The 23641-nt window shown below is 52.6% G+C and carries 14 protein-coding genes and 1 pseudogene; 4 read left to right on the top strand and 11 right to left on the bottom strand.

All coding sequences use genetic code 11. The features are described from left to right. Positions 1 to 108: 108 nt before the first annotated feature. The 11 genes and pseudogenes from cobA to ACSSVF_RS14480 form a co-directional block, all read right to left on the bottom strand. Positions 109 to 879: pseudogene (cobA, locus tag ACSSVF_RS14530) on the bottom strand (uroporphyrinogen-III C-methyltransferase); the annotation flags it as partial. 33 nt (positions 880 to 912) lie between these two features. Next, complete coding sequence (locus ACSSVF_RS14525; RefSeq protein ID WP_492404440.1) at positions 913 to 2349, bottom strand: alginate export family protein; 1437 nt, start codon at positions 2347 to 2349, stop codon at positions 913 to 915. A gap of 84 nt (positions 2350 to 2433) precedes the next feature. Continuing rightward, the gene (locus ACSSVF_RS14520; protein ID WP_492404438.1) at positions 2434 to 3240 is read right to left on the bottom strand and encodes an ABC transporter ATP-binding protein; all 807 of its coding nucleotides are present in this window, start codon (positions 3238 to 3240) and stop codon (positions 2434 to 2436) included. An 18-nt stretch (positions 3241 to 3258) separates the two neighbouring features. Continuing rightward, the gene (ntrB, locus tag ACSSVF_RS14515) at positions 3259 to 4185 is read right to left on the bottom strand and encodes a nitrate ABC transporter permease (RefSeq protein WP_492404436.1); all 927 of its coding nucleotides are present in this window, start codon (positions 4183 to 4185) and stop codon (positions 3259 to 3261) included. Between the two features lie 20 nt (positions 4186 to 4205). Further along, positions 4206 to 5528 (bottom strand): CmpA/NrtA family ABC transporter substrate-binding protein, encoded by a 1323-nt coding sequence (locus ACSSVF_RS14510; protein WP_492404434.1) that lies wholly within the window; start codon positions 5526 to 5528, stop codon positions 4206 to 4208. A 334-nt stretch (positions 5529 to 5862) separates the two neighbouring features. Beyond that, positions 5863 to 7137, bottom strand: coding sequence for a nitrate- and nitrite sensing domain-containing protein (locus ACSSVF_RS14505; protein WP_492404433.1), 1275 nt, complete (start codon positions 7135 to 7137; stop codon positions 5863 to 5865). A 148-nt stretch (positions 7138 to 7285) separates the two neighbouring features. Further along, the gene (locus tag ACSSVF_RS14500; protein WP_492404431.1) at positions 7286 to 8740 is read right to left on the bottom strand and encodes an efflux transporter outer membrane subunit; all 1455 of its coding nucleotides are present in this window, start codon (positions 8738 to 8740) and stop codon (positions 7286 to 7288) included. Continuing rightward, positions 8733 to 11897 carry an efflux RND transporter permease subunit gene (locus ACSSVF_RS14495; protein WP_492404429.1) on the bottom strand — a complete coding sequence of 1055 codons (3165 nt, stop codon included), beginning with the start codon at positions 11895 to 11897 and terminating at the stop codon, positions 8733 to 8735. Before ACSSVF_RS14495 ends, ACSSVF_RS14500 begins: the two co-directional genes overlap by 8 nt. A 47-nt stretch (positions 11898 to 11944) precedes the next feature. Further along, a complete protein-coding gene (locus ACSSVF_RS14490) occupies positions 11945 to 13081 on the bottom strand; it encodes an efflux RND transporter periplasmic adaptor subunit (protein WP_492404427.1) in 1137 nt (378 codons plus the stop codon). Positions 13082 to 13335: 254 nt separating this feature from the next. Further along, on the bottom strand, positions 13336 to 15033 hold the full coding sequence (locus ACSSVF_RS14485; protein ID WP_492404425.1) for a cation:proton antiporter: 1698 nt from the start codon (positions 15031 to 15033) through the stop codon (positions 13336 to 13338). Positions 15034 to 15391: 358 nt separating this feature from the next. Continuing rightward, complete coding sequence (locus ACSSVF_RS14480; protein WP_492404423.1) at positions 15392 to 15988, bottom strand: TetR family transcriptional regulator; 597 nt, start codon at positions 15986 to 15988, stop codon at positions 15392 to 15394. A gap of 122 nt (positions 15989 to 16110) precedes the next feature. On the opposite strand from ACSSVF_RS14480, the gene ACSSVF_RS14475 reads away from it, so the two are divergent. The 4 genes from ACSSVF_RS14475 to ACSSVF_RS14460 all read left to right on the top strand — a co-directional run bounded on the left by ACSSVF_RS14475 (position 16111) and on the right by ACSSVF_RS14460 (position 23464). Next, complete coding sequence (locus ACSSVF_RS14475) at positions 16111 to 17280, top strand: efflux RND transporter periplasmic adaptor subunit (RefSeq protein ID WP_492404421.1); 1170 nt, start codon at positions 16111 to 16113, stop codon at positions 17278 to 17280. Between the two features lie 25 nt (positions 17281 to 17305). Beyond that, positions 17306 to 20407 carry a multidrug efflux RND transporter permease subunit gene (locus ACSSVF_RS14470; protein WP_492404420.1) on the top strand — a complete coding sequence of 1034 codons (3102 nt, stop codon included), beginning with the start codon at positions 17306 to 17308 and terminating at the stop codon, positions 20405 to 20407. Continuing rightward, positions 20404 to 21786 carry an efflux transporter outer membrane subunit gene (locus tag ACSSVF_RS14465; protein ID WP_492404418.1) on the top strand — a complete coding sequence of 461 codons (1383 nt, stop codon included), beginning with the start codon at positions 20404 to 20406 and terminating at the stop codon, positions 21784 to 21786. The genes ACSSVF_RS14470 and ACSSVF_RS14465 overlap by 4 nt, the downstream gene beginning before the upstream one ends. A 151-nt stretch (positions 21787 to 21937) precedes the next feature. Then, complete coding sequence (locus ACSSVF_RS14460; protein WP_492404416.1) at positions 21938 to 23464, top strand: tetratricopeptide repeat protein; 1527 nt, start codon at positions 21938 to 21940, stop codon at positions 23462 to 23464. Positions 23465 to 23641 lie beyond the last annotated feature (177 nt).

The following is a 23641-nucleotide window of genomic DNA, read 5'->3' as shown; positions in this document are numbered from 1 at the left end:
TCCGGTTATTTCAAAATAGCATATCTGTCACTGGTATCTGCACTTGAATCTACTTAAAAACCAATTTAGGTAAATATCCGTCTGCGCAAATACAGATCAATTGTTTTTTTAATTGGCATTCACTGCCTGCAAGTATTCAAACTGCTCCAGCGCCTGCAAGGTTTTGGCACTATTCGCCAGTTTGACCACTTCGCCGACGACGATCATGGCCGGGCTTTTCATCTGGTGCTGATGGCTAAGCAGGGGCATGGCTTCTATGGTGCTGACCAGCGCACGTTCATCAGTGCGTGTCGCACTTTCTACTATCATGCATGGCATGGCTGGTGACATGCCAGCGGCGATCAGTTCGCGGCTGATATCGGACAGGTGCTGCATGCCCATATAAATCACCAGCGTGGTATTGCTTGCTACCAGCGCGCGCCAAGGTAATGGCCCGCCGTCCTGTGTATGCCCGGTCACCAGGGTCACGCCATGGTTAAGGCCTCTATGGGTGGCTGGCACGTCCATACTGGCGCAGGCGCTGAGGCCGCTGGTCATGCCTGGGATAATTTCATAGGCAACTCCGGCGGCGCGCAAAGCCAGCATCTCTTCACCGCCACGGCCGAATACAAACGGGTCACCGCCTTTGAGGCGTACCACCACTTGCCCTTGCTCGGCCAGCGCGATCATCATGCGGTTGATAAAGTGTTGCGGGGTAGACTTGCAGCCGCCACGTTTGCCCACGTGCACAATGCGTGCCTGCGGGCAATGCGTGAGCAGGTCCGGGTTGACCAGGTCATCGACCAGTACGACTTCGGCTTGCTGCAAAGCCTTGATGGCCTTGAGCGTAATGAGGTCTGGGTCACCGGGTCCGGCACCTACTAAATAAATTTTTCCGGCTGTAGTCATGGTTGCTTCCTTACATTCAAACAATCAAAAGGTGTACATGGCAGTGAGCCATAATTTTTCAGTATCGTGATAACGGCCACGTGTACCGGCGGCGTTGCTGGTGGTATTTGCAGTGGCGGCAAACTCGTCACTTTCGCTGTATTTGCCGTATTCAAACTTGGTCATCCAGTGCTTATCCACGTTCCAGGTCACGGCGGCGTTCCACTCGGTGCCGTAGCGATTGCCGGTACGGGCAGTACCACCATTGACCGTGAAAAAGTCTTCGTCTGCATCCAGTACGTGGTAATCGGCAAAAAACATGAAATCACCGTAACGGTAGGTGGCCGTCACAAAGCTGTCCTTGATACCGGCGCGTGGCGTGACCAGGAATTTATCTACCCAGCCCTGGAACAGGTGGTTGGTACCAAACGGCGTCTGGAAAGCATAAGTGTTGTTATTGCTGGAAAGCAGTTCCTGGTCCAGGCGCAGGTTGAAGTTATCGATGCCAAAGCCGCCACCCAGTTTGTAATAGTGCGCATCAATGCGGCTATCACCATCTTTGTAGTCTGACTGTTTGGCGTATTCGGCGGTGTAGTGCGCGCGGTAGTTAGGCGTGAAGATATGCGTACCATCCAGGCGCAGGCCTATGGTTTTGTTCGACTGGTCGGCCAGCAGGTTGGCGCCGCCGGCACCAAACCAGGCGTTGCCCAGGCCCAGGTTTTCAAAATTGCTGAAATAGCCATAACCGACCAGGAATTCGGTAGGAGAAATGCGGTAACGCGCATTCACCACTTCCAGGTTGCCGCTGCGTTCGGAGGTGAAAATCTGGTTCACTTTGTCAAAATGCGCGACAAACAACTCGGTATCCGGGATGGTTTTATTGAATACGGAAACACCGTCAAATACCTGCATGACCTGGCGGAAGGCAATGTCACCTATAAAACGCACATTATCCAGGTTGACCTGCTGGCGGCCGGCACGCACACGGGTATTCTTGATACCGGTCCAGTCTACGTAGAGCTGGTTGATATCCGTATGGTTAGGGTCTACCACTTTGGCATATTCGATTTTGCCATTGTTGTTGGAAGCACCATTGATACGGTAACTGTTAGTGCCATCGTTGAAGTCATCCGTCAGCTGGCTGACATTGATCAGTTGCGCGGCAAAACTCCAGTTATGGTAAGGCGCGGTTTGCCAGCCGATCAGGCTGCGCAAGGTCAGTGCATTGGCATCTTTAAGTTCACGTGCCGCCGTCGGGTTAGGCGTGTTGGCAGCATTGCTATAGGTGCCTGGCTGTAAACCATCCTGGTCTACATACTCATAACGCAATCTGAAACTGGTCATATTTTTGCCGGTTTTAATGGCATCCATAAAGGTGTATTCGGGTAAAACTTCTTCTTCAGCCACCACTTGCATGCTCAATGCCGCCATCAATACTGCCACTGAGACTTGACGCAATCGTTGGTAAGAGTTAGTTTTCATGTTGTTGCTCCTTTGCTTAAGTGGGTAACCATATTTCGATGAGGTATGCGGTGCTGGTGGGTTGCCGCCCGTCAGCACCACTTCTTATGCCGCCTTTTTGGCGTGTCGTTCGTATAAAAACTTCAACACTTCGCTGCGCAGATGCGTATAAGCCGGGTCTTCGACCAGTGCTAGCCGCTGACGAGGGCGCGGTAGATCCACTTCCAGGATTTCACCTATGGTGGCAGCCGGGCCGTTGGTCATCATGACGATGCGATCCGAGAGCAGCACCGCTTCGTCCACATCGTGCGTGACCATGACAGCAGTACAACCCGAGCGCGCCATGATGCTCATTAATTCGTCCTGTAACCCGGCGCGGGTCAATGCATCGAGCGCACCAAACGGTTCATCCAGTAACAGCACTTTGGGTTCCATCGCCAGGGCGCGGGCGATGCCGACACGCTGTTTCATGCCGCCCGAGATTTCAGTCGGACGTTTTTCCATGGCATGGCTTAAACCAACCAGTTCCAGTGCCGCACTCGTGCGTTCAGCCAGTTGCGCTTTGCTTTCGCTGTCGGCAAACACACGTTCGACTGCCAGATAAACGTTTTCAAAGCAGGTCAACCATGGCAGCAGGGAATGGTTCTGGAACACCACCGCCCGCTCCGGGCCGGGTTTGAAGATTTCACGCCCGGCACAGAACAGGTAACCATCCGTCGGCTGCAACAACCCGGCAATCAGGTTGAGCACAGTGGATTTTCCGCAACCTGAGTGGCCGATGATGGAGATGAACTCACCTTCACGGATAGAAAGATTAATCTCTTTTAAAGCCTGGAAACTGCCATTTTTGGTTGGAAAAGTCATATTGACGTTTTCGATCAGGACATAACGGTCTTGCAATGCGGTTGTCATAGTGAATTCCTTTATGGCTTATTCGTAGCTGTAGCGTTTAGCCACCAGCACCAGCAATTGTTCAAGCAGCAAACCGACAATGCCGACGATAAAAATGGCGATGATGATGTGTTCTACATTCAGGTTGTTCCATTCATCCCACACCCAAAAGCCTATGCCCATACCGCCGGTCAGCATTTCTGCCGCTACAATCACCAGCCAGGCAGCCCCGATAGACAGTCGCACGCCGGTCATCATGTAAGGCATGACATAAGGCAGCAGGATTTTGGTGACGACTTTCCATTCTGAAAGGTTGAGCACTTTAGCCACGTTCATATAGTCTTGCGGCACTTTGCTGACGCCAACAGCGGTATTGATGATCATCGGCCACACTGCGGTGATGAAAATCACCCAGATCGCGGCCGGGTCAGCCGCTTTGAATACCAGCAGGCCTATCGGTAGCCAGGCCAGTGGCGAGACTGGTTTGAGCAGGCTGATGATGGGCGCGGCCATGCGCGACATAAATGCATAACGGCCGATCACAAAGCCCATGGGGATGCCGACGATCGCGGCCAGGGCAAAGCCGGTCGCCACGCGTTTCAGCGAGCTGAGGATGTTCCAGCCTATGCCCATGTCGTTAGGGTTGTTGATATAAAACGGGTCGCTAAACAGCTCCATTGCCGACTGCCAGGTCTTGACCGGGCCTGGCAGGCCTTGCGTCAGGGCTGCCACGGTGGCCCAGATGGCACCGAATATCAGCAAGCCGATCACAGGCGGCAACAACCATTCAAACATGCGTTTGGCGGTTGCCGCCCATGTGCTCCGCCGCTGCAACGACGGAGTGGCTACTGTAGCTGTGGTCGAGAGAGGGATAACCACAGCAACAACGGGTTGTGCAGGTGCTGCTTGCACAGCGTCCTCGCTAGTTTCTATCATTTTTTCTTTGTTAAAGCTGACGACACTCATGGTGACTCTCCTTGAAAGAATTAAGCTTTAACCTTGAAACTGTTGGCATAGGCTTTGGGGTCTTTGCCATCCCATACCACGCCATCAATCAGTTTGCTGCTACGCATAGGATCGGTCGGCACGTTAATGCCCAGCGCCTTGGCGGCTTCGGTATAAATATCAATCCTGTTTACTTTTTTTGCCACGGCCAGGTAGTCAGGGTCAGACTTCAGCAAACCCCAGCGTTTGTGCTGGGTCAGGAACCACATGCCATCTGACAGGTAAGGGAAGTTGACCTTGCCGTCGTTGAAGAACTTCATGTAGTTCGGGTCTTCCCATTTTTTACCGATGCCATTGTCGTAATGGCCGAGGAAGCGGCCTTCGATCACTTCTTCCGGCGCATTCACATAAGCTTTACCGGCGATCAGTTTGGCGACTTCAGGGCGGTTCTTGGTGGCGTCGATATAACGGCAGGCTTCCAGGATGGCTTTGGTCAATGCCAGTACCGTATTCGGGTGCTTGGCCGAAAATTCGGCCGTGGTGCCCAGCGCTTTTTCCGGGTGGTCGGTCCAGATATCCTGCGAGGTCGCTGCGGTAAAGCCGATCTTGTCGTAAATGGCACGTGCGTTCCACGGTTCACCCACGCAGTAGCCATCCATATTGCCTATGCGCATGTTGGCGACCATTTGCGGTGGTGGCACGACGATGGTTTTCACATCCTGCATCGGGTTGATGCCGTAAGAAGCCAGCCAGTAATACAGCCACATGGCGTGGGTGCCAGTGGGGAAAGTCTGGGCAAAGGTAAAGTCGCGGTTTTCGTTATCCAGCAGGCGTTTCAGGGTGGCGCCGGTGGTGGCGCCTTTTTCCTTGAGCTGGTTGGCGAGCGTGATGCCCTGGCCGTTGTTGTTCAGCGTCATCAGCAGGTTCATGTCTTTCTGCTGGCCACCAATGCCCAGTTGTACGCCGTAGAGCAGGCCATACAACACATGGGCTGCATGCAACTCGCCGTTGACCAGTTTGTCACGCACACCGGCCCAGGAAGCTTCTTTCGACGGCACGATCTTGATGCCGTATTTTTTATCGAAGCCCATTTGTGCGGCGACAATGATAGGCGCACAGTCGGTGAGCGGGATAAAGCCGACTTTCACTTCGGTGATCTCAGGCGCATCCGAGCCAGCCGCCCATGCCTGGCTGCGGATGGCGGAGGGCACCATATTCATCATGGCAGCAGCACCAAACGCCCCGGCCAGGGTATGCATAAAGAAATGACGGCGCTGGCTATCTACAGCATCTGGCTCAGGCAGTGTGTTGGAAGGAATAAGGTGATTATCCGCTACCGGTTTTTTGTGATCGGAACTGCTCATTTCTGCTCCTTGAAAATAAGTGAATATGGAAAGTGAAAAACAAAAAAGGCGTCCTGATGGCATTGCTTTCGCGATACCATCAGGACGCCTTTGTCCTTGAAATCCATTCAATTCAATTTCACACCCGGTCATACATCAGAGCCATTATCGCCGTTGATAATGGCACCCGTTGCCGTGGTGCTTAAGAGTCATCTAGCAAGCGGTATGCCAACTGCAAAAATGCGGGGAAAAAGCAGGATTCAGAAAGAAAAACCCGCTGCAAGGGCGGGGGAAGGCCATTTTGAGTGAGATGCATCGCACTTATTCAGTGCGCATGCACCATCAAATAGAGCGGTCAGGAGGGGAGTTTTTGTTGCGTCAGTATATTTTCAGCGACATCGATGATCTTGCGTTTTTGCTCCATGGCGAGGTTGCGCAGAGTCTTGTACGCTTCCATCTCATCAATGCCCAGCTTGCTCATCAGCAGGCCTTTCGCCCGTTCGATCTGCTTGCGTTCTGACAGGGCTTTGCGCGTATCCGACAGTTCACTTTCCATATCGGCGATCTGACGCGATTGCTGTTGTAACAAGCTGATCATGGAAGTCATCGGGTACGCTTGTGCGCTGTCATGCGCCTGAAAACTGAGCGCACTTTCCACCGGGATAGATAGATTGAAGAAGGTGCCATCCAGGGTCGCGCTGGAGGAAGCTTTATTGGTGATCGCCTGCAAGTATTCCTGCGTGTATTCAAGGTCGTGCTTGGCTTTGTGCGCTAACACTTCCAGCATGGCATGCATTTTCTCGATCAGCGCGCATTGCAGTTGCCAGATGTTGGTCTGCTTTTGCGAACATAAGTCAAACCAGATATCCGCGTCACTGGGCTTCAGCGGCTGCTGATCTTTGGCTGAAGTGAGTTTGCTGCGCAGTTGCTGATGCTGCTGGTAAAGTCTGGAGGCCTCTAAGGCAGCCCAGGCGCTACGTAAATCTTCATTGCCAAACTGGCAAAATAATTCGGTATGGCGGTCTTGTTGCGCAATCAGTTCCAGCAAGCGCTGCTGGTGCGGCAACTGCACACTGCCGGAACCGAAGATATAAGAACCCACTGCGCGTTCCTGGCCCGCAAACTCCTTGGTTTGCACCAGGTTATACAGCGTAAGCAGGCAAGTGGAGATCTTGCTGTTGACCGAGCTATCCGAGATTTCAAAGATCAGCGCGATCAGGCTGCTGATCAGGCGGCTGTAGGATTCAATACAATCTGCAAACGAGATTTTCTGCAATGTCACCTGGTGGCGTAAAGAAGTCAGCTGGTCAAAGCCCAGCAATATCCATGAAATCAATGTCAGCTGCCTGGCGTCAGTTAACAGGTCCAGATGCAAATGCTGTTGCAAGGCTTGCCTGAAATCTGCTTCTGTGGCCTGGTTTTGGGTGATGATATCGGCGCGCTCAGGCGCAAACCGTTTACCGGCAGAGGCAAGGTAAAGGCAGCTGGCGCCACGTTCTGCCTGCACCTGGTGGATGATCTGGCCTATTCTCTCGACAAATTGAATGCAGGTATCCAGGCGTTCAAGCTCTTCGATATGCCTGATTTTTGCCAGGACGATGGTTTGTTCGGGGGAAATATCTGTACTCATTACTAAAAACCTAAGCAAAAAATGTGCACGTTTGCCATGCACATTTATTTTCTGTTTAAAACGGGAGCTAAGCAGGCTGTATGAAAGGGAAACCTGATACGAGTGACGCGGCAGCGGACGAACAGTCTATGGCGAAAGCCATCAGGTATTAATGCCAGCCACCACCGAACACTTTGTATAAGGTCAGTTGGCTGGCGGCATCGCTTAACTGCAAGGTCACCAGTGATTGCTCGGCAGTATAAAGCGTTCTTTGTGCATCGAGAACAACCAGGTAACTATCCACGCCATTTTTAAAGCGGGCGTCGGCCAGTTTAAATGCTTCAGCGGCGGCGCCGTTTAATGACTGTTGTGCTTCCAGTTGTGCCTGCAAACCTTCGCGTTGCGCCAGTACATCCGCCACTTCCCTGAAAGCGGTTTGTACGGTTTTTTCATATTGTGCGAGCAGGATTTCCTGGTTCTTTTCACCAATAGTCAGGTTGGTCCGGTTTCGTCCGGCATTGAAAATAGGCAGGCTGATCTGCGGCACAAATGTCCAGATGCGCGAGCCGGTACCAAACAAACCATCCAGCTCGGTGCTGGCAGTGCCTATGGTGGTGGTCATGCTGATGGTGGGGAAGAATGCAGCACGCAGCGCACCGATATTGGCATTGGCGCCTTCAAGCAAATGCTCGGCGGCACGCACATCCGGCCGCTGCTGCAAGGTTTTAGAGCTAATTCCACGTGGTAGAGGTGTAGCAAGTGCCACGCTGGACAGCGAGCTATCCGGCAACCATGCCACTGGCACAATGCTGCCAGCCAGCAGATTAAGCGCGTTGATATCCTGCTTAATCTGGATGTTATAGGTAGCCACGGCAACCCGGGCATTGTCGACGCTGGTTTGCAACTGCTTGAGGGTCAGGGCATTGGCGACCCCAAGGTCAAACATTTTCTGGTTGATGTTGTAAGTATCCTGCTGGCTTTTCAGCGTTTGCTGGGCGATGTCCAGCCGCTTTTTATCTGCGGCCACCGTCAGCCAGGCTGTGGCGACTTCAGCCACCAGGCTGATTTGCGTGCTTTTGCGGTTTTCTTCTTGCGAATAAAACGTCTGCAAAGCCTGCGCATTTAGATTGCGGATACGGCCAAACAGGTCCAGTTCATAGGCGCTGAAGCCAACCGTGGCACGGTAAACATGCGAAACATTGCCGCTGCTATTGTTGCTGGCTGCGACGGTGCCGGCGGAAACATTACCATTGTTACCAACGTTGGACATGCCTTTAGAGGCGGTTTCAGACAAAGTCGCGGCCACAGTAGGGAATAAGTCTGCGCGCTGTACCTGGTATTGCGCCCTGGCTTTTTCAATATTGAGTGTTGCCACCCGCAAGTCCCGGTTATTTTTCAGCGACAGATCGATTACCTGTTGCAATCGCTTGTCGGTGATAAAAGATTGCCAGCCGAGTTCGGTCAGCGCTTTTTGATCATTGTCGACGGTGCCTAGCGTGGCAGGCACCGGTGCTTCAGGCGGGCTGAAAAAAGGCGCCAGGTTGATGCAGGCAGTCAGTGATAATGAGCATACGATCAACGCAGACAGTTTTAAATGATGACTCATAGAATGCAGATTACTCATGTTCTGCCTTACTGTGCAGTGGTTTTTCAACAGAAGCACCTTCAGCCCGATATGGGAACAGAGAGCGGATCAGCACATAAAATAAAGGCACAAAAAATACGCCGAGGAAAGTGGCCGTCAGCATGCCACCGAGTACGCCGGTACCAATCGCCTGGCGGCTGACCGCGCCAGCGCCGTGGCTAAAGGCAAGCGGAATCACGCCAAAGATAAACGCCAGTGATGTCATCAGGATAGGGCGTAGTCGCAGTTGCACGGCTTGCAGCGTTGCTTCTACCAGAGGCTTGCCTTGCTCTTGCAGATGTTTGGCAAATTCCACAATCAGGATGGCATTCTTGGCGGCCAGGCCTATGGTAGTGAGTAATCCCACCTGGAAATAAACGTCCGCGGTCATACCACGCAACGTCGTTGCTAGCACGGCGCCCAGAATACCAAGTGGTACCACCAGGATCACCGAGAAAGGCACCGCCCAGCTTTCATACAAAGCAGCCAGGCACAAAAACACAAATACTACAGAGACGGCATATAGCAGCGGCGCTTGCGAGCCGGATAATCTTTCCTGGTAGGATTGTGCACTCCACTCATAGCCTATGCCGGCCGGTAATTGCTTAATGATTTCTTCCGCAATCCGCATGGCTTCACCGGTACTGACACCCTTGGCTGCTTCGCCGACGATTTCGATGGAAGAAATACCGTTAAACCTTTCGAGTAAGGGCGAACCCGTCACCCACCTGGTGCTGGAGAAAGACGAGAATGGCACCATTTCGTTAGTGGTGTTGCGCACATACCAGCGATCAATATCCTCAGGCTGCATGCGAAAGGGTGCATCGCCTTGCAGGTAGACTTTTTTCACGCGGCCCTTGTTAATAAAGTCATTCACATAGGTGCCACCCATGGCGATAGACAGGGTCGAGTTGATATTGGCCGTGGTCAGGTTGTAAATGCCGGTTTTCTGGTCGTCGATATTCAGGCGGAACATGGGCGTATCATCCAGCCCGCTGGCGCGCACACGATTGAGTTTGGGATTATCTGCCGCCACTTCTATAAAGTGGTTCCTGGCTTCCAGCAGGGCCTGATGTCCCAGGCTGCCGACATCTTTCAGTTCCAGTGTAAAGCCTGAACCTTGGCCGAGCCCACGTACCGGGGAGGGCTGGTTGACAAACAATTTGGCATCCCGGATTTTTGAGAATGCTTTTGTCATCTGGTCAGCCAGTGAGGCGGCATCCTGGCCTTCGCCGCGCAATGACCAGTCTTTCAGGCGGATAAACGCCCGTCCGGTATTCTGGCTGCCGCCGCCGCCCTGGCCCAGGCCGGCGATGGTTAAGTACTCATCAATCACTTCAGACTGGCTATCCAGATGGTGTTCGATTTGCCGCAGTACGCGCTGCATGCGGTCATCGGTGGCACCTACTGGTAATTGAATCTGGGCCGTTAGCACGCCCTGATCCTCAGTCGGCAGGAAAGAACTCGGCAAACGCATAAACAAAACAGCCAGCACAGCGAGGATCGCCGCATAGACCACCATGGTGAAGGTTTTTCTATTGAGGATTTTCTCGACGATGGCCTGATAGCCATCAGCAAACTTCTGGAATGCCGGGTTGAACCAGCGGAAGAACCAGCCGAAAAGACCTCCAGTGGTCGCATGGCCCTGATGTGAGGGTTTAAGCATGGTGGCACATAGCGCAGGGGTGAGCGTGAGCGCCACCACTACAGACAGCAGCATGGCCGAGACGATGGTGATAGAGAACTGGCGATAGATCACGCCGGTGGCGCCGCCAAAAAACGCCATGGGGATAAATACCGCAGACAGCACCAGCGAGATGCCGACCAGGGCACTGGTGATCTCACGCATGGATTTCTGCGTGGCTTCTTTGGGCGCCAGGCCTTCTTCACGCATGACGCGTTCGACGTTTTCTACCACCACGATCGCATCATCGACCAGCAAACCGATCGCCAGCACCAGGCCAAACATGGTCAATGTGTTAATGGAGAAACCAAATGCCGCCAGCACGCCAAAAGTGCCCAGCAATACCACAGGCACTGCAATCGCCGGGATCAGGGTGGCGCGCAGGTTTTGCAGAAACACATACATGATGATTACCACTAACAGGATCGCCTCGATCAGCGACTTGACCACCTCCTTGATAGAAATGCGGACAAATGGGGTGGTGTCATACGGGATATGCACACTGAGCTTTAACTCAGGCGGAAAGTAAGGGGTCAGCGCAGCCAGTTTGTCTTTGACGGCTTGCGCCGTTGCCAGCGCATTGGCGCCGGAGGCCAGCTTGACGCCAAAGGCTGCCGAAGTCTTGCCGTTGAGGTTAGCCACTGGTGTGTAACTCTCTGCGCCTAATTCAATGCGGGCGACATCAGACAATCGCACGACATAGCCATCTGCGCCAGATTTGACGATGATCTGCTTGAATTGGTCTACCGTCTGCAATTTGCTACGGGCGGTAATGGGGGCGTTGAGGGATTGCCCTTTCACGGCAGGCAGCGCGCCCAGCTGGCCGGAAGACACTTCGGTATTTTGCGCCTGTACCGCGGCTGAAATGTCAGAAGGGATCAGCGTGTATTTCTGCAGTTTGGCCGGATCCAGCCAGATACGCATGGCATAGCCTGAACTAAGCGTTTGTACATCGCCCACACCATCCAGACGGCTGATCTGGTCGATCAGATTGCTGGAAATATAGTCACCAATATCAATGGCGCGCACCGTAGGGCTGTCAGACATCAATGAAATCATCATCAGGAAGTCGATGCCGGTCTTGGCCACTGTCACACCCTGGCTTTGCACGATCTGTGGCAGGCGTGGCATGGCTTGTTGCAGTTTGTTCTGCACCTGCATTTGCGCCACATCCGGGTTAGTCCCGGCATCAAAGGTGAGGTTGATGCTGGCGGTGCCGGAAGAAGTGCTGCTGGCCGACATATAAGTCAGGTTATCAATGCCCTTCATGTACTGCTCGATCACCTGCGTGACCGAGTTTTCTATGGTATCGGCAGCGGCACCGGTGTAAGTTGCGCTAATTGATACGCGTGGCGGGGCGATATCCGGATATTGCTCCAGTGGCAGCCATTGAATCGAACCTATCCCTGCCAGCATGATGACAATCGCAATCACCCAGGCAAAAATCGGTCGTTGAATAAAAAAAGCAGCCATGTATACAGTCTTTTAGTGTGGAATAAGCGTGCTGTGGATAGGGGCTCTTAACGCGGCTGGTTGTTAGGCGCGGCAGCCGTTGCTGGCGAGGTAAAAGGCACGGCCTTGACTACATTGCCGATAGAGATGTTTTGTACGCCATCCATAATCACGCGTTCACCGGCTTGCAGGCCTTTGGTGACGCGCCATTCATCGTTTTGCGTGCCATTGGTTTCTATGGTCTTTTGCTGGACTTTTTGCTCGTTATCCACCACTAATACCGTTGGCTCACCGCGCGTGTTACGCGTCACGGCGCGCTGCGGCACCAGAATAGCTGCCTTGTCCTGCGCCATGTCTATCAGGGCATGCACATACATGCCAGGCAGCAGAATGCCTTCAGGGTTAGGCACGACTGCCCGCAACGTCACCGCGCCGGAAGCCACATTCACACTCACCCCGCTGAATTTAAGTTTACCGGCATGAGCATAGGGGGTGCCGTCTTCAAGCACCACGCGCACAGCCACTTCTTTTTGCGCATTACCGGTCAGTTTTCCGGCGGCGATATCGCGCTTGAGTTTTAATAGATCACTGCTGGACTGGATCACATCGACATAAATCGGGTCCAGTTGTTGCACCGTGGTTAGGGCGGCTTCCTGGTTGGCGGTGACCAGCGCGCCAGGGGTAAAGGCAGAAGTGGACACGAACCCGGTGATCGGCGCCACCAGCCTGGTGAAATCCAGGTTGATCTTGGCCGTACTCAAGGCAGCCCTTGCTGCAGCAACATCGGCTGCCCCTTGTTGGAGGGCGGCTTGCGTATCGTCATTGTCTTGCCGGCTGATGGCGTTGATTTTGACCAGTTCTTTATAGCGGTCTGCCTTCAGTTTCAGGGTGATCAGGGTCGCTTCGGTCTTTTGTAGCGCAGCCAATGCACTTTGGTAGCTGGCCTGATAGGGCGCAGGTTCAATCTGGTAGAGCAAGTCGCCCGCTTTGACCCGTGCGCCTTCGGTAAACGCACGCTGGCGGATGATGCCACTGACCTGCGGACGGATTTCCGAGATCATGAATGCATTGGTACGCCCAGGCAGGTCTGCCACGATAGGCTGCGTGACCTGCTGCAAGGTGATGACGCCGACTTCAGGCGTTTTTGGCTTGCGGTTCTTGGCGTCGTCGTTGCCAGAACAGGCGGCCAGGCTCAAGCTGATCAAGCACAAGCAGCTACAGCGACGCCATGAAAATAAAAGTTGGGAAGGGTTCATAGAAACTGTTTTCAAATCGTTATTTCAATCGTTATTTCAATCTGACAAGATTCTACGGTTTTTTATTATATCCAAATGTAACGATACGTATCCGCCAGTGGCAGCGGGATACAATTTAGCAGAATTTGCGCTGATAGCAACGGGAATAAAAAATCCGGGCCTGATATCAGGCCCGGATGCAGATTTTTTGACTAAACAAGCGGTTAAAGAATATGCCGCTCAAAGCGCTGTAGTACATGTGCAGACATGCCCTTCGCCAGTTCTTCTTCACCAAAAAAGACCGTATCGCCGACTTCTTTTTGCAGGCGCTGATATTCGTCTTCGTGATGGGTACGAATCACCACTTCAATATCCGGTTTCAACTGCTTGGCGATGTCGACGATTTTACGGATATCCATGGAATCAGGCGTGGCGATGATCAGCATGGCGGCATTGGCGATATGCGCCTGTATCAAGACCATGGGGTCAGCCGCGTTACCTGAGACTGCGGGCTGGCCTTTTTTGCGTAATTTTTCCACCAGTTCGCGGTTCTGTTCAGCCACTACGAAAGGGATGTTGGAGGCTTCCAGCGACATGGCGATACGTTTGCCGACGCGGCCGTAACCGACCAAGACTACCTGGCCTTCGAGGAATTTTCTTTCGGTGGTCATCGGCAATTCACCATACGGGTCCATGCGTTGTGCCAGGCGGCGCGCGACATCCGAGTTATCGACCAGCCATCTGGAGAATGGCTTGATCGAAGCAAATACCAATGGATTCAAGGCAATTGAAATCAACGCGCCAGCTAATACCAGGCTCATGGCATCTTGTGATAACAACTCAAGTGATACCCCTAAGCCGGCCAGGATAAACGAGAATTCACCAATCTGCGCCAGGCTGGCAGCAACGGTTAGCGCGGTATTCAACGGATAGCGCAAGGCCAATACAATCGCCACTGCGGCCAGCGATTTACCCACAATAATAATGGCAACCACGGCCAGCACCTGATACGGTTGCTTGATCAGGATGCTAGGGTCAAACAGCATGCCTACAGCGACAAAGAACAGCACCGCAAAGGCATCGCGGAAAGGCAGGGAGTCTTCCGCCGCTCTATGGCTGTATTCGGATTCACGCATGATCATGCCGGCAAAGAAGGCACCTAACGCGAATGACACATGGAACAGCGACGATGCAAAAAACGCCACGCCGATCGCCACGGCAATCACTGTGAGCGTAAATAGCTCACGTGAACCGGTACCTGCCACATACCACAACAGCCATGGCAACACACGGCGGCCAACCACCAGCATCACGGCCACAAAACCAGCGACTTCCAGCATGGTCATGCCTACGGTTTCCCAGATGGAACTGGCGCTGGCGGCTTCACCCTGACCACCAAGCACGCCCGCCAGGGCGGGCATCAACACCAGTACCAGTACGGTGACCATGTCTTCTACCACCAGCCAGCCGACGGCAATCTTGCCGTTCATGCTTTCCAGGATGCGCCTGGATTCCAGCGCCTTCAGCAGCACTACGGTACTGGCGCAAGACAGCGAGAGGCCAAACACCAGCCCGTGTCCCATGCTCCAGCCCCAGTAATGGGCGACCAGCATGCCTAGCAGCGTCGCCAGCGTCATCTGTACCAGGGCGCCGGGTAGTGCAATGCGTTTGACCGACATTAAGTCCTGTACCGAAAAATGCAGGCCTACGCCAAACATCAACAGCATGACGCCGATTTCAGAAAGTTGTGAGGCGATTTCGATATCAGCGACAAAGCCAGGCGTGGCTGGGCCTATCAGTATCCCGGCAAATAAATAGCCGATCAGGGCAGGTAATTTGAGTTTTTCGGCAATGAGTCCAAAAATCAGCGATAGCGCAAAAGCTGCGGCAATCGTGGTTATCAGGGAAAGGTTGTGATCCATAATGCTTGTTTTTCTTCTGGCAAATTGAAAGGGCTTTTTTGAGAGCTTTTATTATAGGTTTGAATGACTGACCATGGTCAGCTTAAAAAGTTGAACATTTTTTAAGGAAGCTCTGCTTAACCACCCTTTTTTCGCCATACGTCGTTGCTCATAAAAAAATTTCCTTATATATCGCGCATATACCGCGTCAAATTTTTTTACTCGCGCCTGGTCTGGCTTAGAAGTGGCGTTTAATCAGAGCATGCTTGAATTTATGTAAATGTATTTAGCGTTCATCTTGCCGGAAGCTACTGCAAGTCGTCAATGGTTTATATATCTAAGACAGCCCTGACACAGAGTCAGGAAAGGCGGGATTCTTCTAACTGGACAGCCGTTGCAGGCCGTATTCACATAACTGTTCGGCTTTTTGCCAACGCTGTGTTTCCGGCAGGTTGCCAAAATGCACAATGCTGAAAACACCTTCAATAATTGACTGGCAATACAGGCTGATCAGCTCAAAGTCTACGTCAGGTTTGATCTCACCAACTGCGATGGCCTGCCTGAGCAGGGTATCAATCTGTGCAATGCGTTTTTTCTCCCATGCATAGCGCAGTTGCAATAGTTCAGGGGAATCATCAATGCCTACATACAGAAAAAACAATACTTTCTGGGTAGAGCTCGGTTCTATGTAACTGCAAATTTCCTGCAGGCAATATTCTTTCAAATTAAGCAGCGGGCTTAAGGCTGCATCGCCATGAAATGGGGCAACCTGGTCGATCACGCGTTCTGCCATGGCGGTAGCGACTTCAAGTTTGCCTTTGTAATGGCCGTACACCGCCCCGCGTGAAAGCGTGGCTGTCTCGGCGATATCCGACATGGTGGTCAGGGTATAGCCTTTACGATAGAACACAGCTTCCGCGGCATCCAGGATCTGGTCGCGGGTTTTTTGTGCGTCTTCTTTGGTTTTTCTGGCCATGGCAAATGCAATGCATAGAAAATAATATGTGCCATCATAGCAAAAAATAATTAATCAGTCACGATTGATTAATTAAATGGCTGCAGTTAGAATATGGGCCATCTGTATTCAAAGGCATACGTATGTCGCTATTCCGGACTAGATCCACTTTTCTTTTCACTGCCCTGTTTTTGCAATTGGGTTTAACCGCTTGCAGCAAACAGGAAGGCCCTGCCGAAGCGCAAGCGGGTGCGCCTGAAGTTGAAGTGGTGAAAGTGCAATATGCCGAGATCCCGGCCGAGGTGGAGTTGCCAGGACGTGTGGAAGCCTACCGGATTGCCGAGGTACGGGCGCGCGTCACCGGTATCGTCGCCAGGCGTTTATACCAGGAAGGGCAAACCGTGAAAGCCGGGATGACTTTATTTGCCCTGAATCCTGAACAATTACAGGCTTCGCGGCTGGAAGCAGAAGCGGAATTGGCAAGGACTGAAGCCAATCTGACCAATGCCAATGACAAGTTACAGCGCTACCAGGCGCTGGTGAGTGATCAATCCGTAAGCCAGCGCGATTACCGTGCTGCGCAAGCCGAGGCACAATTGGCAAAAGCTGAAGTGGCTGCCGCACAAGCCAAACTGAATCGCGCCAAACTGGATGTAGGCTATGCCAATGTGGCGGCACCGATTGATGGCGTCGCGCGGCGTGCGCTGGTGACTGAGGGCGCGCTGGTGGGTAAGGATGAAGCCACGCACATGACCACGGTGGAACAAGTGAACCCAGTGTATGTGAATTTTGCGCAATCTTCGTCGGAAGTGTTTGCTTTGCGCAAAGCACTGCGCGATGGGCAGCTCAAGGGTAACGATGGCACATTTAAAATCGAATTGATCCTGCCAGATGGGTCGTCTTATCCTAGCGCCGGGAAACTCTCTTTCTCAGATGTATCCGTCAACCAGACCACGGATTCAGTGGTGATGCGTGCCATTTTTGAGAACCCTCAGCAAGAACTGATGCCAGGGGGATATGTATGGCTAAAAATCCGCCAGGCGACCAATCCGAATGCCATCCTAATCCCCAGGGATGCACTGATCCGCGACCAGTTTTCTACCCGTGTCTGGGTACTGAATGCCAAAAATGAGCTGGAGTCACGTGAGGTACAAACCGGTAGCGTAGTCAACAAGCAATGGGTGGTTGAGCAGGGCTTAAAACCAGGCGAGCAGGTGGTGGTGACCAATGCCGCCACGCAAACGGCGGGCATCAAAGTATCGCCTAAACAGGTGAATGCGACAGACAAAATCACCAGGGCTGTTGCACCTTGATCGGTCATATGCAGAAAGTTAATCCATGAGTCGTTTTTTTATTGATAGACCGATTTTTGCCTGGGTGATCGCCATCCTGATCGTGCTGGCAGGCCTGATCGCCATCAAGCAATTACCGATTGCACAGTATCCGGATATTGCACCACCGGTGGTGAATATTGCCGCGAGTTATCCCGGTGCGTCTGCCAAGGTGGTAGAAGAAACCGTGACTTCGATTATTGAACGCGAAATGAACGGTATGCCAGGCCTGATGTATGTATCGGCCACTAGTAACCTGGGCACGGCGTCTGTCAGCGTCACTTTCCGCCAGGGCACTAACCCTGACCTTGCCGCAGTAGATGTGCAAAACCGGCTTAAAAGTGTAGAAGTGCGTTTGCCGGAGATCGTGCGCCGTAGCGGCATTTCGGTTGAAAAATCGGCAGACAGCTTCCAGTTGATCGTCTCGCTGACTTCTGAAGATAACCGCTATAGTGAAATCGACCTTGGCGAGCTGTCGTCTGCCACTGTCATGCCCACCCTCAAGCGCGTGCAGGGTGTGGGCAAGGTGCAGTCTTTCAGCCCGGAATATGCCATGCGCATCTGGCCGGACCCACAGAAAATGGCGGGCCTGAATGTCAGCGTGACGGAAATCTCCAATGCCTTGCGTAGCTACAATGCCAGGCTGACCTTAGGCCAGGTCGGTGCCAGTGGTGTGCCGGAAGGCTCGCCGTTGAGTGTGTCACTCGAAGCCGAAGCCACACTCAAAACGGTGGCAGATTTTGAAAGTGTGCCTATCCGCACCCAGCCGGACGGATCAGCATTATTGGTCAAGGATGTGGCCCGCGTAGAACTGGGCAGTAGTGACTATAACTTCAGCTCCAAAGTGAACGGCAAAAATGCTGCCGGGATGGCGATCAAGCTGGCGCCTGGTTCCAACGCGGTAGAAACCATCAAGCGCGTCAAAGTCGCCATGGAGCAGATGCAGCCGTACTTTCCGCCAAATGTGGTGTTCCAGCTGTCGTATGACTCATCTGCTTTCGTCTCTATCTCGATCAAAAAAGTCATTCAAACCTTGGTAGAAGCGGTGATTCTGGTGTTCCTGGTCATGTACCTGTTTATGCAGAACCTGCGCGCCACGCTGATCCCGACCATTGTGGTGCCGATTGCCCTGATGGGGACGTTCGCCGTCATGTACTGGCTGGGTTATTCCATCAACGTACTCACCATGTTTGGCGTGGTGCTGGCGATTGGTATCCTGGTGGATGATGCCATCGTGGTGGTGGAAAACGTCGAGCGCCTGATTGTCGATGAGGGCCTCTCAGCCTATGATGCGACCGTGAAAGCCATGTCGCAAATCAGCGGTGCCGTGGTCGGCATCACTGCGGTGCTGGTGTCGGTATTTATCCCGATGGCCTTTTTCAGTGGCGCAGTCGGTAATATTTACCGCCAGTTCTCACTGTCATTATCGGTATCGATCGCGTTTTCCGCATTTCTGGCGCTTTCGCTGACACCTGCGTTGTGTGTGACACTGTTACGTCATGAGTCGGGTGCCAAAGCGGGTTTCTTCGTCTGGTTCAACCGCAGCTTCCAGCGGCTGACTGAACGGTATACCTCACTGACCGGTGGCCTGCTCAACAAGCCATTGCGCTGGTTGGCCATCTTCGCCCTGATCGTGGGATTGGTCGGCTGGTTGTTTATGCGTTTGCCGGGCGCTTTCCTGCCGGAAGAAGACCAGGGTAACTTTATGGTCATGGTGTCGCTGCCACAAGGTTCGACCCTGGCAGAAACCGCAGAAGTGCTGGCGGATATGAGCAGTTATATCCAGAAAAATGAACCGGTGGATATTATCTTTGAGGTCGGTGGCTTTAGCTTTTACGGCACCAGCACCAATAGCGGCATGCTGTTTATTACCCTGAAAGACTGGTCCGAGCGGCCCAAAGCCGAGCAGCAGGTACAGGCAATTGTGGATAGGGTGAACCAGAAGTTTTATGGCAGACCCAATTTAAGTATTTTTGCCATGAATGCGCCACCCTTGCCTGAGTTAGGCAGTGTGGGCGGGCTGGACCTGAAACTGGTAGACAGGGCCAATGTAGGTAACGAAACGCTGATGAAAGCGCGCGATACCTTGATTGCCGAGTCAGCAAAACATCCTGAGTTGGCCAATGTATTATTTGCCGGTTTGTACGATACGCCGGTGGTGAATATGCAGCTGAACCGCAGCAAGGCCAATGCCCTGGGTATTTCCCTCGATGAGGTCAATACGACATTGGCCAGCTTGCTCGGCTCTGATTACCTGGGCGATTTTGTCTATGGCAACCAGGTGCGCCGGGTGTTGATACAAGCTGATGGCAAACAGCGCCAGACACTGGACGATATCAAGAAGATCCGCCTGAAAGCTGCCGATGGCAGCCTGGTACCACTGTCTTCCATCATGACGCTGGAATGGGGCATGGGTTCGCCGCAGCGCACGCGCTTTAATGGCTTCCCCTCATACAATATCAATGGCGGGGCCGGGCCAGGCTACAGCAGTGGCGAAGCCATGCAGACCATAGAAAAAATAGTGCAGGGCCTGGGTAAAGGCATAGGCTTTGAATGGGCAGGGCAGTCGCTGGAGGAGAAACAATCCGGTAGCCAGGCCGCAATGCTGTTCGGACTATCCATTTTGGTAGTATTCCTGGTGCTGGCAGCCTTGTATGAGAGTTGGGCGATCCCGTTTGCGGTGATGCTGGTGGTACCGCTGGGCGTGTTGGGTGCATTGTTAGGCGTGACCATCCGTGGCTTGCCGAATGATATCTACTTCAAGGTAGGCCTGATCGCCACCATAGGTTTATCCGCCAAAAACGCTATTCTGATCGTGGAGTTTGCCCGCGAACATGTGTTGCAAGGCATGCCGCTGATTGAAGCGAGTTTATTGGCTGCCAAAGAGCGGTTACGCCCGATTGTGATGACCTCACTGGCATTCGGTGTGGGTGTATTGCCGCTGGCGTTTTCAACCGGCGCTGCCTCCGGTGCGCAAATCGCGATCGGTACCAGCGTGCTCGGCGGCATTATTGCAGCGACCTTGCTGGCCATCTTTTTTGTTCCGCTGTTTTTTATTGTGGTCGGACGCTGGATGCACAAGCCAGCGGCCACCAAGGATGTTGCATGAAGTTAAGTAGACTCACATTGTGGTTGGGGTTAATGCTTGCGGTCAGCAGTTGCTCTATGATCCCCGAATATTTCAGGCCGGCAGCGCCAGTGCCTGAAACTTACCCCGGACAAGCCGTCAGTGATACGGCCACCGAAGCGCCGCCATTGACCTGGCAAAGCTATTTCCCGGATGCGGATCTACAGAAACTGATACAGGTCGGTCTGGAACACAACCGTGACCTGAAAACCGCTGTGTTGCGCTTGGATGAAGCCAAGGCTACTTACGGCATCCAGAAAGCCGACCGTTTGCCGACAGTACAAGGCAATCTGGCTTACGACCGTAGCAGAACCGTATTCAGCTCCAGCCAGGCATTTGAAGCAGAGTTATTCAGGTTAGGGCTAGGCATTTCCGATTACGAAGTCGATCTCTTTGGCCGCGTTAAAAGTCTGTCGCAAGCTGCATTGGAACAATACCTGGCCGTCGCGGAAAACCGGCAGGCTATACAGGCGACACTCATCACCGAAATCGCCACCCAATACGTCAATCTGTTGACCATACACGCGCAACTCAAACTGGCACAGCAAACGCTGGACGATAGGAAACAGACCCTGCAGCGCACGCAGCGCCGTTTTGACTCAGGCCTGGACCAGATACTGGATGTGAAAGCCGCGCAGATCCAGGTCGAGCAAGTGCAGGCGCAATACGCGCAATGGCAGCGCCAGCTGGAAACCACCAAAAATGCGCTCTATTTATTGTTAGGCGAACCTTCACAGCGCACAGTGTTAACGGTCAAGCCTTTGGAGGCCCTGAAACTAGGCACCGCGCCCGCCGGATTACCTTCGACCCTGCTCACCAGAAGGGCCGATATCCGCGCTGCCGAGCACCAGCTAAAATCCGCCAATGCCAATATTGGCGCCGCCAGAGCTGCGTTTTACCCGCGTCTGCAACTGACTACCAATGTCGGCCTGGTCAATTCGGATTTTTCAAAACTGTTCTCCGATACCGGCAGCAACTACTGGGCATTCAGTCCGCAACTGGTGATCCCTATCTTTAACTATGGACGTAACAAAGCCAACCTCAGCCTGGCAGAAGCACGCCAGCATATTGAAGTGGCTAATTACGAAAAAACCATACAAACCGCATTCAGGGAGGTGATGGATGTATTGTCTACCCGCACGGCCATTGCGGATGAATCAGCTTCCAGGACGCGGTTAAGTGACCTGGAAAGCAGCCGCCTGCAACTGGTTAAACGTAAGCTGGATCAGGGTCTGGTGACATATCTGGAGTTGTTAGACGCGCAACGCAGTGTGCTGGATGCGCAATCGCAGGCCTTACAGATACAGCAACTGGCATTACAGAACCAGGTGAGTTTGTACAAAGTGTTAGGGGGCAATTAAAGGGCTTTTGCGTATGTTTTTTGTATGAGTATCATCGATGTTTTTTAATGATATGCACCTGTAACCAGCGGTTATTCGGCGTTTTAGCAATCTTTGTCTATGCTAAATTAAGTGCGCTTGCCAATATTCGCGTGCATGAATTAATTAGAGAATGATGAGTAGACCAAACGCAGAAAAAAATGAAGATGCAGCACTAAACAAGTGTTTAGATGAGGCGGATCATTTATTGGACCAACACAGTCCTGATGCTGCTCTGGCACTTTACACACGTGTATTGGCTCAGATGCCTGAGCATTTCGATGCCCTGATCGGATGTGGGCGTGCGCTCAAAGCGTTGAAACAGTATGCGTTTGCACTTGCGCACTTTGATTATGCGGTGGCATTGCAACCTGAGTCCATGGTGGGCTATCACTATCGTGCATTGGTCTATCACGATGTTAAACGCTTCGATGAGGCCATCTTCGATCACCAACAGGCATTGTTATTAGATCCCGACAGTGTTTTCACTTATCTGAATCTTGCTAATACACTGGCGGAGCAAGACAAGTTCCAGGAAGCGCTGGAATTCTATAATCATGTGCTTGAGCTGTCTCCCGACTATGCCATGGCATTTAATAATCGCGGCAATTTATATCTGGATCGCGGCTTGATCAAAGAAGCGTTGCAGGATTATGCGTCTGCCGCTGCAATTGAGCCTGAATACAGCAAATTTCGCTGGAACCAGGCATTGATGCATATCCTCCTGGGGGAGTATGCGCAAGGCTGGCCTTTATATGAGGCGGGCTTGGGCATCGCCGGGTTTGCAAGAGGGCTGCGCAAACAATCATCCAGGCCAGAATGGTTAGGCCAAACCGATGTCAGTGGTCAGCGGGTCTTGCTGTATGCCGAGCAAGGTCTCGGCGACACGATACAATTTTGCCGCTATGCATCTCTGGTCGCGGCGCTTGGTGCGCAAGTGATCCTTGAAGTACAACCGGCACTGGTGAGTTTGTTACAGACTTTGCAGTCTCAACATGGTGGCCTGCCATTCAAAATCGTGGCGCAAGGTGAGGGGTTTGCTGATTACGATCTGCATACGCCGCTCATGAGCCTGCCTATGATTTTTAATACCACGGTAGACAGTATCCCTGCAGACACGCCTTATCTGTATGCCAACCAGCCACAGATTTCCAGTGTCATGGCATCCCAAGCAAAACGCCCGCGCATAGGCCTGGTGTGGTCTGGTTCAAATACGCATCATAATGATCACAGGCGTAGCCTGGCATTGGCACAATTAATGCCACTGCTGCAATTGCCCTACGAATTTCATTGCTTGCAAAAAGAGATTCGCCCTGCCGATGCTGCCATGCTGGAAAACATTCCGGGGCTGACAGTCCATCAACAGCAGATCAGCGATTTTACAGACACGGCAGCGCTGGTGCATGCGATGGATCTCATCATCAGTGTGGATACCTCAGTCGCGCATCTTGCCGGGGCCATGGATAAGCCAGTGTGGATATTGCTGCCGTTTGTACCAGACTATCGCTGGATGTTGCACAGGCATGATACACCTTGGTATCCGCAAGCCAGATTGTTTCGCCAGACAGAAGTAGGTGACTGGCAATCAGTGGTGCAAGAAGTGTGTTTAAACTTAGAAGCGCTTTTCCCTGAAGCGCAACAGAGTGCCTCAGAGTCTTGAGATAGCGAGAAGCAGCACTTGCCAGCATGTATTGCTCCTCTATTTCCTCTCTATATTAGCCATGGGCCCGAGTTAAACACACTGCTGATAAATAGGCCATGTTGTTAATTCGTTGGTCAAAAGTGTAAGCAGGTGTTCTGGTGCTTGCGTAACTATTGCTTAGATTGGCTAAAGTTC

The sequence above is a fragment of the Methylophilus sp. E2MeOHC9 genome (genome assembly GCF_058744375.1).
This window is presented reverse-complemented; position numbering and strand designations above follow the sequence as displayed.

Coding starts and splice junctions, on each gene's coding strand:
- ACSSVF_RS14525 (WP_492404440.1), bottom strand. CDS start 2,349: ATGAAAACTAACTCTTACCAACGATTGCGTCAAGTCTCAGTGGCAGTA.
- ACSSVF_RS14520 (WP_492404438.1), bottom strand. CDS start 3,240: ATGACAACCGCATTGCAAGACCGTTATGTCCTGATCGAAAACGTCAAT.
- ntrB (WP_492404436.1), bottom strand. CDS start 4,185: ATGAGTGTCGTCAGCTTTAACAAAGAAAAAATGATAGAAACTAGCGAG.
- ACSSVF_RS14510 (WP_492404434.1), bottom strand. CDS start 5,528: ATGAGCAGTTCCGATCACAAAAAACCGGTAGCGGATAATCACCTTATT.
- ACSSVF_RS14505 (WP_492404433.1), bottom strand. CDS start 7,137: ATGAGTACAGATATTTCCCCCGAACAAACCATCGTCCTGGCAAAAATC.
- ACSSVF_RS14500 (WP_492404431.1), bottom strand. CDS start 8,740: ATGAGTAATCTGCATTCTATGAGTCATCATTTAAAACTGTCTGCGTTG.
- ACSSVF_RS14495 (WP_492404429.1), bottom strand. CDS start 11,897: ATGGCTGCTTTTTTTATTCAACGACCGATTTTTGCCTGGGTGATTGCG.
- ACSSVF_RS14485 (WP_492404425.1), bottom strand. CDS start 15,033: ATGGATCACAACCTTTCCCTGATAACCACGATTGCCGCAGCTTTTGCG.
- ACSSVF_RS14480 (WP_492404423.1), bottom strand. CDS start 15,988: ATGGCCAGAAAAACCAAAGAAGACGCACAAAAAACCCGCGACCAGATC.
- ACSSVF_RS14475 (WP_492404421.1), top strand. CDS start 16,111: ATGTCGCTATTCCGGACTAGATCCACTTTTCTTTTCACTGCCCTGTTT.
- ACSSVF_RS14470 (WP_492404420.1), top strand. CDS start 17,306: ATGAGTCGTTTTTTTATTGATAGACCGATTTTTGCCTGGGTGATCGCC.
- ACSSVF_RS14465 (WP_492404418.1), top strand. CDS start 20,404: ATGAAGTTAAGTAGACTCACATTGTGGTTGGGGTTAATGCTTGCGGTC.
- ACSSVF_RS14460 (WP_492404416.1), top strand. CDS start 21,938: ATGATGAGTAGACCAAACGCAGAAAAAAATGAAGATGCAGCACTAAAC.